General features: G+C 69.4%; 11 protein-coding genes. 8 read left to right on the forward strand and 3 right to left on the reverse strand.

Features of this window, described 5'->3' with window-relative positions; translation table 11 throughout:
- Positions 1-151: 151 nt before the first annotated feature.
- The 3 genes from ACODT0_RS24180 (at position 152) to ACODT0_RS24190 (ending at position 3,802) form a co-directional block, all read left to right on the forward strand.
- Positions 152-985, forward strand: a complete 834-nt coding sequence (locus ACODT0_RS24180) for a class I SAM-dependent methyltransferase (RefSeq protein WP_489042488.1) — start codon at positions 152-154, stop codon at positions 983-985.
- A gap of 282 nt (positions 986-1,267) precedes the next feature.
- Positions 1,268-2,866 carry an OpgD/OpgG family glucan biosynthesis protein gene (locus tag ACODT0_RS24185; RefSeq protein WP_422096629.1) on the forward strand — a complete coding sequence of 533 codons (1,599 nt, stop codon included), beginning with the start codon at positions 1,268-1,270 and terminating at the stop codon, positions 2,864-2,866.
- Between the two features lie 174 nt (positions 2,867-3,040).
- Positions 3,041-3,802 (forward strand): SDR family NAD(P)-dependent oxidoreductase, encoded by a 762-nt coding sequence (locus ACODT0_RS24190; RefSeq protein WP_422096628.1) that lies wholly within the window; start codon positions 3,041-3,043, stop codon positions 3,800-3,802.
- Between the two features lie 3 nt (positions 3,803-3,805).
- On the opposite strand, the gene ACODT0_RS24195 is transcribed toward ACODT0_RS24190, so the two are convergent.
- The gene (locus tag ACODT0_RS24195) at positions 3,806-4,216 is read right to left on the reverse strand and encodes an FKBP-type peptidyl-prolyl cis-trans isomerase (protein ID WP_057597061.1); all 411 of its coding nucleotides are present in this window, start codon (positions 4,214-4,216) and stop codon (positions 3,806-3,808) included.
- 130 nt (positions 4,217-4,346) lie between these two features.
- On the opposite strand from ACODT0_RS24195, the gene eat reads away from it, so the two are divergent.
- Genes eat through ACODT0_RS24215 form a run of 4 tightly spaced genes read left to right on the forward strand, consistent with a single transcriptional unit; the run spans position 4,347 to position 8,587 of the window.
- Positions 4,347-5,774: an ethanolamine permease gene (gene eat / locus ACODT0_RS24200; protein WP_489042490.1), complete on the forward strand. Its 1,428-nt coding sequence runs from the start codon at positions 4,347-4,349 to the stop codon at positions 5,772-5,774.
- Positions 5,775-5,781: 7 nt separating this feature from the next.
- A complete protein-coding gene (locus ACODT0_RS24205; RefSeq protein WP_489042491.1) occupies positions 5,782-7,176 on the forward strand; it encodes an ethanolamine ammonia-lyase subunit EutB in 1,395 nt (464 codons plus the stop codon).
- Positions 7,173-7,958, forward strand: a complete 786-nt coding sequence (gene eutC, locus ACODT0_RS24210; RefSeq protein WP_413763087.1) for an ethanolamine ammonia-lyase subunit EutC — start codon at positions 7,173-7,175, stop codon at positions 7,956-7,958. The genes ACODT0_RS24205 and eutC overlap by 4 nt, the downstream gene beginning before the upstream one ends.
- 50 nt (positions 7,959-8,008) lie before the next feature.
- Positions 8,009-8,587 carry a peroxidase-related enzyme gene (locus ACODT0_RS24215; RefSeq protein ID WP_489042492.1) on the forward strand — a complete coding sequence of 193 codons (579 nt, stop codon included), beginning with the start codon at positions 8,009-8,011 and terminating at the stop codon, positions 8,585-8,587.
- Positions 8,588-8,617: 30 nt separating this feature from the next.
- Here ACODT0_RS24215 and ACODT0_RS24220 read toward each other — a convergent pair whose 3' ends face one another.
- Together ACODT0_RS24220 and ACODT0_RS24225 are read right to left on the reverse strand one after the other, a co-directional pair.
- Positions 8,618-10,372, reverse strand: coding sequence for a phosphoethanolamine transferase (locus ACODT0_RS24220; protein ID WP_296737128.1), 1,755 nt, complete (start codon positions 10,370-10,372; stop codon positions 8,618-8,620).
- Between the two features lie 57 nt (positions 10,373-10,429).
- On the reverse strand, positions 10,430-11,128 hold the full coding sequence (locus tag ACODT0_RS24225) for a phosphatase PAP2 family protein (protein ID WP_489042493.1): 699 nt from the start codon (positions 11,126-11,128) through the stop codon (positions 10,430-10,432).
- Between the two features lie 164 nt (positions 11,129-11,292).
- Here ACODT0_RS24225 and ACODT0_RS24230 point away from each other — a divergent pair, with 164 nt between their 5' ends.
- Entirely contained in the window at positions 11,293-11,961 is a 669-nt protein-coding gene (locus ACODT0_RS24230) for a winged helix-turn-helix domain-containing protein (protein WP_057597068.1), read from the forward strand.
- Positions 11,962-11,964: the final 3 nt, after the last annotated feature.

Consider the following 11,964-nt stretch of genomic DNA (forward strand, 5'->3'; position numbering starts at 1 on the left):
AATCCAATAGCTCTATTCGTATGCGATTCATCACTGTGCATGTATGGATACGGCGAAGGGCCGATCTCCGCCGCGACTGAACAGCGTGCGCCCTTGCCCGTCCCTTCATCAGGCGAGAGACTTCGCCCTTGCCCTCACTTCCGGTCCCCGCATGCCCTCCGACGCCGCCCTGCCCGCTTCCGGCCTCTCGGCCGTGCCCTCCACATTGCGCATCCCGCTGGCCGCGCGCGCCTTCGGCGATGCGATGTTTCCGCGCCTGGCGATCGGCGACGCGAGCGCGGCGCGCCTGCTGGCCACGCTCGAGGACCAGGCCCCGCCGCTGCCGCGCGACCGCGCCACGGTCTATGGCGTGCTGGCGCGCACGCGCTGCTTCCGCGCGCTCGCGCGCGACTTCCTGCAGGCGCATGCCGGCGGCCATGTGGTCAACCTCGGCTGCGGCCTGAGCCACTACTTCCAATGGCTCGACGACGGCAAGGCGCACATGACCGATGCCGACCTGCCCGAAGTGCTCGCGGTGCGCCGCGCGCTGCTGGCCGACGACGAGCCGCGCCACGAGGTGCGGCCGCTCGACCTCACGGCCCCCGACTGGTGGGACGGTCTCGGCCTGCCCGCGCGCGACGGGCCGCCGGTGTTCCTGTTCTCGGAAGGCGTGCTGATGTACCTCGAGCCCGCGCAGGTCGAGGCGGTGTTCGCGACCTTCGGCGAGCGCGCGCCCGCGGGGTCGGTGCTGGCCTTCGATGCCATGTGCTGGCTCGCCACCGGCCGCGCGCACCGGCATCCCTCGGTGCGGCTCACGGGCGCGCAGTTCCGCTGGGGCCTGCGCCGGCCGGCCGAGCTGGCGCGCGCGCATCCGCGGCTGCGGCTCGCGGGCATCCATGAGGTGATGACCGGCTATGGCTTTCCGCACGGAATGCTGTCGCGTGCGATCGGCGCCGTCTTCGGTGTGCCGATGTACGCGGTGTATGCGCTGCATGCGGCGGGCTGAGCGCGGCCCGATACACAAACGCACAATTTCGTCGCATCGCCGGCCTTGTCCGGCGGCGTTTGCGCGGAATGGCTGACGCGCCGCGGGCCGCCGCGCGGGCAAGCTCCAGTCTCGTCCCGCCCACCGAACCTGCGCTTCCCGGCACAGGCCGGTGCCTTCACGACGGAGGAGTTTCGCGCTGCATTAGGATCGCCCGGCCGTCGCGCCGGCGCCTGCTCTCCTTCGTCCACTCCCCGGAGTTCGCCCGAACTCGCCAAAGCCATCGCAACCCTCAAGAAAACAATGCTTGATCGCCGATCCTTCCTTGCCGCCGGCAGCGCCGCCGCCGCCCTCGCCGCCCTCGGGCTGCCCGCCGAAGCGCTGGCCGCCAACGGGCTGCAGCTGAGCCAGCCCCGGCCCTTCTCGTTCGACAACCTGATCGCGGAGGCCAAATCCCTCGCCGGCCGGCCTTATGCCGCGCCGGCGCCGCTCGCGCCGCAGGTGCTCGACAAGATCGACTACGACGCGCACGGCAAGCTCAAGTTCGACCCGGCCAACGCCCTGTTCCGCGACGGTCCGGGCGCCTTCCCCGTCACCTTCTTCCACCTCGGCCGCTTCTTCCAGACGCCGGTGCGCATGCACGTGCTCGAGAGCTCCGACGGCGACGGCTTCGCGCGCGAGGTGCTCTACAGCCCGTCGTACTTCTCGATGCCCGCCGACAGCCCCGCGCGCGCGCTGCCCGAAGGCGCCGGCTTCGCGGGCTTCCGCCTGCAGGAAAGCCGCCTGGGCGACCAGGCCAAGCTCGACTGGCAGAAGAACGACTGGGTCGCCTTCCTCGGCGCCTCCTACTTCCGCGCGATCGGCGAGCTCTACCAGTACGGCCTGTCGGCGCGCGGCATCGCGCTCGAGGTGGCCGTGCCCGACCGGCCCGAGGAATTCCCGGCCTTCACGCGCTTCTATTTCGAGACGCCCGCGCCCGGCAACACGACTTCGATGACGGTCTATGCGCTGCTCGAGGGACCGAGCGTCACCGGCGTGTTCAAGTTCGTGATGCAGCGCGGCAAGGCCGTGATCATGGACATCGACTCGCGCCTGTTCCTGCGCCGCGACGTGGCGCGCCTGGGCCTGGTGCCGCTGACCTCGATGTACTGGTATTCCGAGACCGCCAAGCCCACCGCGATCGACTGGCGCCCCGAGGTGCACGACTCCGACGGCCTCGCGATCTGGAACGGCGCGGGCGAGCGCATCTGGCGCCCGCTCAACAACCCGACGCAGACGCGCGCCTCGGCCTTCGCCGACACCGCGCCCAAGGGCTTCGGCCTGCTGCAGCGCGACCGTTCCTTCGATCACTACCAGGATGGCGTCTACTACGAGAAGCGCCCGAGCCTGTGGGTCGAGCCGCTGGGCAACTGGGGCGAGGGCTCGGTGCAGCTGATCGAGATCCCGACCGACGACGAGATCCACGACAACATCGTGGCCTTCTGGGTGCCCAAGGCCGATGCCAAGGCCGGCGCCAGCTACAACCTCAAGTACCGCCTGCACTGGACCGACCAGGAGCCCTATCCCTCGCCGCTGGCGCGCTGCGTGGCGACGCGCATCGGGCGCGGCGGCCAGCCGGGCCAGCCGCGGCCGCCGGGCGTGCGCAAGTTCATGGTCGAGTTCATCGGCGCGCCGCTCGCCAACATCCCGTTCGGCGTCAAGCCCGAGCTGGTGCTCACGGCCTCGCGCGGCAAGTTCTCCTACATCTTCGCGGAGGCCGTGCCCAACGGCGTCACCGGCCACTGGCGCGCGCAGTTCGACTTCACGGCCGAGGGCAACGAGCCGGTCGACATGCGGCTGTACCTGAAGAACGGCGACCAGACGCTGACCGAGACCTGGCTGTACCAGTACCAGCCGGGCTGAGGCCATCCGCCTTCGATCGGCGGCACGCGTGGCAGCGCTCGGGGCCCATCGGCCGATTGTTGGCGATTCGTGAATAAACAAGTGACGCGCGGCATCTTGGTCCGCGCGGGGGTGGCACCCAAACTTCCTTGCGTTGTCAACGCCGCGTCGCGGCATCACCCAAGGAAAGAAGTCATGTCCACCTCTTCGCTCAAGCTCGATGGAAAGATCGCCCTCGTCACCGGCGGCACCAGCGGCATCGGCCTGGCCACCGCGCAACGCCTCGTGGCCGAAGGCGCCCACGTCTTCGTCACCGGCCGCCGCCAGGCCGAGCTCGACGCGGCCGTGAAAGCCATCGGCCGCAACGTCACGGGCGTGCTCGGCGACGTCTCGAAGCTCGACGACCTCGACCGCCTCTACGACACCATCCGCGCGCAGAAGGGCCGGCTCGACGTGCTGTTCGCCAACGCGGGCGGCGGCAGCCTGCTGCCGCTGGGCCAGATCACCGAGGAGCACTTCGACAAGACCTTCGGCATCAACGTGCGCGGCCTGCTGTTCACCGTGCAGAAGGCGCTGCCGCTGATGCCCAAGGGCTCGTCGATCGTGCTGAACGCCTCGATCACCAGCATCAAGGGCATGCCGGCCTTCAGCGTCTACAGCGCGACCAAGGCCGCGGTGCGCAGCTTCGCGCGCAGCTGGGCCGTGGACCTGAAGGACGCCGGCATCCGCGTCAACGCGGTCAGCCCGGGCGTGGTGCCGACCCCGGCCTACGAGCTGCTGGGCCTCACGCCCGAGCAGGTCGAGGGCTTCATCGAATCGCAGGCCCAGGCCATTCCGCTGGGCCGCGTCGGCACGCCCGACGAGATCGCCAAGGCCGTGGTGTTCCTGGCCTCGGACGACAGCAGCTTCGTCAATGCCACCGAACTCTTCGTCGATGGCGGCATGGCGCAGATCTGAAGCTCAGCGCTTGGTCACCGAGATCAGTTCGATCTCGAAGTTCAGCGTGGCGTTGGGCGGAATCACGCCGCCCGCGCCGCGCGAACCGTAGGCGATCGACGGCGGACATGTCAGCTTGGCCTTGCCGCCCGGCTTCATCTTCTGCACGCCCTCGGTCCAGCACGGGATCACGCCGTTGAGCGGGAACTCGGTGGGCTCGTTGCGCTTGTAGGAGCTGTCGAACTCCTTGCCCGAATCGGGGAAGGTGCCGCGATAGTGCACCTTGACCACGTCGGTCGCGGCCGGCGAGGCGCCCGTGCCTTCCTTGAGCGACTGGTAGATCAGGCCGCTGGCCGTGGTGACGGGCGCGGACTGGGCCCACGCGGCGGACACGGCGCAGAAGGACACGAGAGCGGCACAGAACAGGGACTTCACGGGATACCTCGAGGGAATGGTGGGAAAGGGCCGATTATGGCCAGCGCGCATGAAGCGCCAGCGCCCCCGGTGGAACGGCCCTTGCTTCGCGGCGGGGGTACTGTCAACATCCCCCGAGAGAGGAACTCCCATGCCTTCCACCGAAGCGAGTTCGGCGATGCCCGCCCACGGCGGCACCGGCCACCTGAAGAAAGTGCTCGGCCCGCTGCAATTGTGGGGCATCGCGGTCGGCCTCGTGATCTCGGGCGAATACTTTGGTTGGAGCTACGGCTGGAACACCGCCGGCACGCTGGGCTTCCTGGTCGCCACGGTGCTGGTGGCGACGATGTACACCACCTTCATCTTCAGCTTCACCGAACTCTCGACCGCCATCCCGCATGCCGGCGGTCCTTTCGCCTACGCGCGCCGCGCCTTCGGCCCGCATGGCGGCTTCGTGGCCGGCTTCGCCACGCTGATCGAGTTCGTGTTCGCGCCGCCGGCCATCGCGCTGGCGATCGGCGCCTACCTCAACGTGCAGTTCCCGGGCATCAATCCGAAGTGGTTCGCGCTCGGCGCCTACGTGATCTTCATCGGCCTCAACTGGATCGGCATCGGCATCGCCGCGGCCTTCGAGCTGTTCGTCACCGTGCTCGCGATCTTCGAGCTCTTGGTGTTCATGGGCGTGGTCACGCCGGGCTGGTCGATGGCCAACTTCGTGGCCAACGGCTGGGCCGGCGGCAGCGTGCTGAACGGCGCGGCCATCGCGGGCATCTTCGCCTCGATCCCGTTCGCGATCTGGTTCTTCCTCGCGATCGAGGGCGCGGCCATGGCGGCCGAGGAAGCGCGCGATCCGCACCGCACGATCCCGATCGCCTACACCACCGGCATCGTCACGCTGGTGGTGCTGGCCTTCGGCGTGATGATCTTCGCGGGCGGCGTGGGCGACTGGCGCAAGCTCGCCAACATCAACGACCCGCTGCCGCAGGCCATGAAGGCCGTGGTGGGCGACAACAGCGGCTGGCTGCACATGCTGGTGTGGATCGGCCTGTTCGGGCTGATCGCCTCCTTCCACGGGATCATCATGGGCTACTCGCGCCAGATCTTCGCGCTGGCGCGCGCCGGTTACCTGCCGCGCTACTTCGCGGGCCTGAGCCCGCGCTTCGACACGCCGCACCGCTCGCTGCTGGCCGGCGGCGTCGTCGGCGTGGTGGCGATCTTCAGCGACGAATGGGTGCAGTTCGGCGGCCAGACGCTCACGGCCAACATCGTGACCATGGCCGTGCTCGGCGCGATCGTGATGTACCTGGTCTCGATGGCCGCGCTGTTCAGGCTGCGCCGCACCGAGCCCGCGCTGCCGCGCAGCTATCGCGCGCCCTTCTACCCGGTGTTTCCCGCCATCGCGCTGGGCCTGGGCCTGGTGTGCCTCGGCGCGATGGTGTGGTTCAACCCGATGCTCACCCTGCTGTTCCTCGTGCTGATGGCGCTGGCCTACGGCTACTTCCTCGCGACCTCGGCGCAGCGCCGCGCGGCCGCGCCCGACGAGATGCTGTCGGCGCCGGCCTCCACGCCCGCCGCCTGATCGAACGATGCGCTACCGCACCACCATCGCCGGCCAGGGCTTTTCCTTCGACGACCTGCGCCAGGTCATGGCCGCGGCCAGTCCCGCGCGCTCGGGCGACTACCTCGCGGGCATCGGCGCGGCCACCGCGCAGCAGCGCATGGCCGCACGCCATGTGCTGGCCGACACGCCGCTCGCGCAGTTCCTCAACGAGGCGCTGATCCCCTACGAGAGCGACAACATCACGCGGCTGATCATCGACGGGCACGATGCGCAGGCCTTCGCGCCGGTCTCGCACCTCACGGTCGGCGACTTCCGCAACTGGCTGCTGTCGGAGCAGGCGGACACCGCGGCGCTCACGGCCCTCGCGCCGGGCCTCACGCCCGAGATGGTGGCGGCGGTGTCGAAGCTCATGCGCAACCAGGACCTGGTCTCGATCGCGAAGAAGTGCAACGTGGTCACGCGCTTTCGCGACACCATCGGCCTGCCCGGCCACCTCGCGGTGCGGCTGCAGCCCAACCATCCCACCGACGACCTGCGCGGCGTGGCCGCCTCCACGCTCGACGGCCTGCTCTACGGCGCGGGCGACGCGGTGATCGGCCTGAACCCGGTGTCCGACAGCCTGCCGGTGCTCGGCCGCCTCCTGCACATGCTCGACGAGCTGATCCAGCGCTTCGAGATTCCCACCCAGAGCTGCGTGCTCACGCATGTCACCAACACGCTGCGCCTGGCCGAGGCCGGCGCGCCGGTCGACCTCGTGTTCCAGTCGATCGCGGGCACCGAGAAGGCCAACCTCTCGTTCGGCGTCACGCCCGAGCTGCTGGCCGAGGCCCACGACGCCGCGCAGTCGCTCCAGCGCGGCACCATCGGCGACAACCTCATGTACTTCGAGACCGGCCAGGGCAGCGCGCTGTCGGCCAATGCCAACTTCGGCGTCGACCAGCAGACCTGCGAGGTGCGCGCCTATGCGCTGGCGCGCCGCTACAAGCCGCTGCTCATCAACACCGTGGTCGGCTTCATCGGCCCCGAGTACCTGTACGACGGCAAGCAGATCATCCGCGCCGGCCTCGAGGACCACTTCTGCGGCAAGCTCATGGGCCTGCCTATCGGCTGCGACATCTGCTACACCAACCACGCCGAGGCCGACCAGGACGACATGGACAACCTGCTGGTGCTGCTGGGCACCGCGGGCATCAACTTCATCATGGGCATTCCGGGCGCCGACGACGTGATGCTCAACTACCAGAGCACCTCCTTCCACGACGCGCTGTTCCTGCGCCAGACCCTGGGCCTGAAGCGCGCGCCCGAGTTCGAGGCCTGGCTGCAGCGCATGCAGATCACCGATGCGGCGGGGCGGATCGCGCCGCCCTCCTCCAACCGGCTGCTGGCCGGCATGGGGGCCCTGTCGGCGCTGTCTTCATGAGCGACGCTGTCACGCCCAACCCCTGGGGCCAGTGGCGCTCGGCCACGCCCGCACGGCTCGCGCTCGGGCGCGCCGGCGCCGGCATGCCGACCGACGAGACCCTGCGCTTCGGCTGGGCCCATGCGATGGCGCGCGACGCGATCCATGCGGCGCTCGACGTCGATGCGCTCGAAGCCGCGCTGCGGCACGACGGCTGGCGGACCGTGCGTGCCCGCAGCCGCGCCGAGGACCGCGCCACCTACCTGCGGCGGCCGGACCTGGGACGGCAGCTCGATGCCGGCGACGCGGACCGGCTGCGCGCCGGCGCGAATGCGCCGGTCGACGTCTGCATCGTGATCGGCGACGGCCTGTCCTCGCTCGCGGTCGCGCGCCACGCGGCGCCGCTGCTCGCGGCGCTGCGCCCTCACCTGCCGCCCGATACCCGCTTCGCCCCCGTCGTCATCGCGACCCAGGCGCGCGTCGCGCTCGCCGACGAGGCAGCCGAGCTGTTCGGCGCCACGCTCTCCGTGATGCTGATCGGCGAACGGCCCGGCCTCAGCTCGCCCGACAGCCTCGGCATCTACCTGACCCACGCGCCGCGCAAGGGCCGCCACGATGCCGAGCGCAACTGCATCTCGAACGTGCGGCCCGAAGGCCTGTCGTACGAGCTCGCCGCCTTCAAGCTGACCTGGCTGATGCGCGAGGCGCTGCGGCGCGGGCTCAGCGGCGTGGGGCTCAAGGACGAGAGCGATCTGGCGGTGCTGGAGGCGGGTGGTGGGTCGCAGGCGCTGCCAGGCGCGTAGCCACCGGGCCGGCGTGCCTATGATGGCGCGCAGAACCACCCGGAGACACCATGACCACCCGCTACCCCCTCGCCGAACTCGAGAACCTGCCCGAGGACATCCGCACCGCCATCCTCGCGGTGCAGGAAAAGGCCGGCTTCGTGCCCAACGTGTTCCTCGCGCTCGCGCGCCGGCCCGCCGAATGGCGCGCCTTCTTCGCCTACCACGACGCGCTGATGCTCAAGGAGGAAGGCTCGCTGACCAAGGGCGACCGCGAGATGATCGTGACCACCACCAGCGCGGCCAACCAGTGCCTCTACTGCGTGGTGGCGCACGGCGCGCTGCTGCGCATCTACGAGAAGAAGCCGCTGGTGGCCGACCAGGTGGCCGTGAACTACCGCAAGGCCGACATCACGCCGCGCCAGCGCGCGATGCTCGACTTCGCGATGAAGGTCTGCGAACACTCGCACGAGATCGACGACAGCGACTTCGCGCCGCTGCACGCGCACGGCTTCGACGACGAGGACATCTGGGACATCGCGTCGATCACCGCTTTCTTCGGCCTGAGCAACCGGCTCGCGAGCTTCAGCGGCATGCAGCCGAATCCCGAGTTCTTCCTGATGGGGCGACTGCCGCGCGAGAAAAAGTAGATCGGGATCGAAGGTCCGATCCCGAATCCGTTACCCCTTCTTGCCGCGGCACGACGCCAGCATGTCGAGCCCCGGCTTGTAGGTCGGCGTATTCACGTCCATCACACCGAGCACCGTGTGGTAGAGGTTGTCGTGCGTCAACGGCGTGTCGAGCCCGGCTTCCATGCACGAACGCGAGAGCTGGCGCCGCGCATCGAGCCCCTCGCTGAACCAGGTGACCATCGGCACATGCTTCTGCGCTTCGGGCGCGAAGCTGTAGGGCACGCCGTGCAGGAACAGGCCGAATTCGCCCAGCGATTCGCCGTGGTCGCTCACGTAGAGCAGGCCCGGGTCGTACTGCTTCGACTGGCCCTTGAGCCAGTCGATGGTGCGGCCGAGGAAGCGATCGGTCTGCGCGATCGAGTTGTCGTAGACGTTCATCAGTTCGGTGTGGCCGCACTCGGCGAGCGCATTGGTCTTGCACTCGGGCTGGAAGCGCTTCATGTCGGCGCCCGAGCGCTTGTAGTAGGCGGGCCCGTGGCTGCCCATCTGGTGCATCACCAGCACGACGCCCTTGGCGCGGCGCTCGGCCGGCAGCGCGGCGATGCGCGCATCGAGGCCCTCGAGCATCACGTCGTCGAGGCACTCCTCGCCGTCGCACAGCGCGCTCTTGGTGGCGGGCGGCAGGTTGTCGAAGGCCGAGGCATTGGGAATGCGGGCACAGACGCCCTTGCAGCCGGCCTGGTTGTCGAGCCAGAACACGGCCAGCCCGGCGGCCTGCAGCACGTCGACCAGGTTCTCGTAGTCGTCCTTGCGCGATTCGTAGCCCTGCTTGCCCAGCGGCGAGAACATGCAGGGCACCGAGGCCAGCGTGTTGGTGCCGCAGGAATAGACCTCGCGGTAGCTCAGCACGCCGCGCTTCGCGAGCTCGGGCGTGGTGTCGCGCGCATAGCCGTTGAGGCCGAAGTGATCGGCGCGCGCGGTCTCGCCCACCACCACCACGAACAGCGGCGGCTTCTGCTGGGCCGCGTAGCTCGCGCCCAGCGTGGTGCCCGCGGTGATCGGGATCAGCTTGCCGCTGCGCTTGAACAGCGGCTTGATGAACACCGCGCCGGTCGAATAGAGGCTGGCGATCGGGTTCATCATGTAGCGCAGGTGCACGTTGTTGCGCATCAGCGGCGCCAGCTGCCGGTTCATGGCGACGGCCGCGACCAGCGCGACGACCACCATGAGCAGCAGCAGCACGGCGTTGCGCCAGAGCTGCGACAGCCAGCGCATCGGCACGATGCGCGCGAACCACAGCACGACGCCGACCGGCGCGACCACCACCAGCAGGTTGAAGCCCATGCGCCAGCTCAGCAGGTCGCGCGCCTCGTTGGGATCGGTCTGCAGCACGTTGGCGATCATGGTCGGATCCATGACCACGCGGTACTCGAGCATGTAGTGCTGCACCAGCGCCGCCAGCACGGCCACCGCGAACCACAGGGGCTTCATCCAGCGCGACCAGGCGGTGAACGAGAGCATGGCCACCGTGCCGCAGAAGCTCAGCAGGCTCATCGCGGCGATGGTCGGCAGGTAGGTGCTGGGGGCGCCGCCGATACGGGCCAGCTCGTTCCACAGCGGCCAGTTGGCGGCCACGCCCAGGTACAGGGCCAGCCACAGCACCAGTTGCCGGGCCGATCGCGGCCGCTCCAGCCATTGCCGCACCGTCTCCCACGAGGATGCGGGCGCGGGGCCCGGCGAGGGTTCGGAGATCGATGGGATGCCGGACCGGAGCGGCGCGGGCTCTATGCGCGTGACAGACATGCGACAAATATAGGAAGCGGGCCTGAAAGGAGCCTGAACTCGAAGTTCAGACGGCGTTCAGGCCTGCTGCAATGCAACAACGTCCGCGGAGCGGCGGGCGCGACGGACCATGGTGTCGATGGCGAGGCCCACGGTCCAGCAGACCCAGCCGCTCCAGAGGGTATGGCTCATGTAGTGGGCGCCGCGCAACTGCTGCGTCACGCCGAGCAGCAGGCCGCCGATCAGCGCGACGGCCAGCCATGTCGAGGCGATTCGAGGGGAGACGCGCCGCAGCACGAAGTAGCCCCCCAGGTAGGCGAAGGCGGTGGAGGCGTGGCCGGCGGGGAAGCAGCCGCCCGGGCCGCCGTCGCGCACGCCCCAGGACCAGTGCGAGACGTAGTGCGCCATGCCGCCGAACTCCTGCAGGTCCCAGGGGCAGCTCGTATGGCTCGCATGCTTGAACAGGCTGACAGCGAGCACCGAGGCCAGCACCGTCAGCGCGAGCTGCGCCCGGCTGGCACGGTCGAGGCGCCGCAGGAAGCCCACGGGCCAGCGGATCGCGAGGAACAGCGCGACCAGCAGCGCCCAGCTCAGGTTCTTGGCGCCGGTGTGCATCACCTGGACCAGGAACGGGTTCTCGCGCAGCGGAAAACCCATCGGCGTGCCCATCCAGCGCGCCAGCGGCAGGTCGGCGCCGCTGGCGTCCCAGAGCAGCAGCAGTGCGAACGAGATCAGGGTCCAGGCGCCGAGGTGGAGGTTCGGAAAGCGGCGAGTCATCGAGGAAAAAGCGGCCATCGGCAAAAATGGATGCCAGCCTAGGCCGCGCGAATGAACCAGGGCTGAAGCCACATGAACCGAAGCTGAAGCCATCTGAGCGCCAGCTGACCGCGTCCCGGACGCTAGACTGCGGCTTTCCCACCGAATCCGAGGAGTGCCACCGCGTGCGCATACTGCTGGTCGAAGACGATGTGGCGCTGGCGGACGCAGTCTGCGGCTACCTGCTGGCCAAGGCCTTCGTGGTCGACGTGGCGCCGAGCCTGGCCGATGCGCGCGGCGCGCTGCTCTCGGTGCAGTACGCGGCCGTGCTGCTCGATCTGCACCTGGGCGACGGCGACGGCCTGTCGCTGCTGCCGCAGGTGCGCGCGCTGCGCGAGCCGCCGATCGTCATCGTGCTGACCGCGCGCGACCAGGTCACCGACCGCATCCGCGGCCTCGATGCCGGCGCCGACGACTACCTGATCAAGCCCTACGACCCGGCCGAGCTGCTGGCGCGGCTGCGCGCGGTGGAACGCCGGCGCAGCGCCAGCAACTCGCCCGTGCTGCAGCTGGGCACGCTCGAGATCGACATCGCGCACGACCGCGTGCGCCGCGACGGCCAGCCCGTGACGCTGACGCAGAAGGAGTGGGCACTGCTGCGCGTGATGGCCACGCGGCCCGAGCGCATCCACACGCGCGAGAACCTCGCCGATGCGCTCTACGGTTTCGGCGACGAAGCCGACAGCAACACGCTCGAGGTCTTCATCAGCCGGCTGCGGCGCAAGCTCGGCCGCAGCCACATCCAGACCCTGCGCGGGCTCGGCTACCGGCTCTCGGCCGACGAGGAGGAATAGCCG

Source organism: Variovorax sp. FG153 (genome assembly GCF_057809595.1).

Coding starts and splice junctions, on each gene's coding strand:
- ACODT0_RS24205 (WP_489042491.1), top strand. CDS start 5,782: ATGCGCTACCGCACCACCATCGCCGGCCAGGGCTTTTCCTTCGACGAC.
- ACODT0_RS24185 (WP_422096629.1), top strand. CDS start 1,268: ATGCTTGATCGCCGATCCTTCCTTGCCGCCGGCAGCGCCGCCGCCGCC.
- ACODT0_RS24180 (WP_489042488.1), top strand. CDS start 152: ATGCCCTCCGACGCCGCCCTGCCCGCTTCCGGCCTCTCGGCCGTGCCC.
- ACODT0_RS24215 (WP_489042492.1), top strand. CDS start 8,009: ATGACCACCCGCTACCCCCTCGCCGAACTCGAGAACCTGCCCGAGGAC.
- ACODT0_RS24225 (WP_489042493.1), bottom strand. CDS start 11,128: ATGACTCGCCGCTTTCCGAACCTCCACCTCGGCGCCTGGACCCTGATC.
- ACODT0_RS24190 (WP_422096628.1), top strand. CDS start 3,041: ATGTCCACCTCTTCGCTCAAGCTCGATGGAAAGATCGCCCTCGTCACC.
- eat (WP_489042490.1), top strand. CDS start 4,347: ATGCCTTCCACCGAAGCGAGTTCGGCGATGCCCGCCCACGGCGGCACC.
- ACODT0_RS24220 (WP_296737128.1), bottom strand. CDS start 10,372: ATGTCTGTCACGCGCATAGAGCCCGCGCCGCTCCGGTCCGGCATCCCA.
- eutC (WP_413763087.1), top strand. CDS start 7,173: ATGAGCGACGCTGTCACGCCCAACCCCTGGGGCCAGTGGCGCTCGGCC.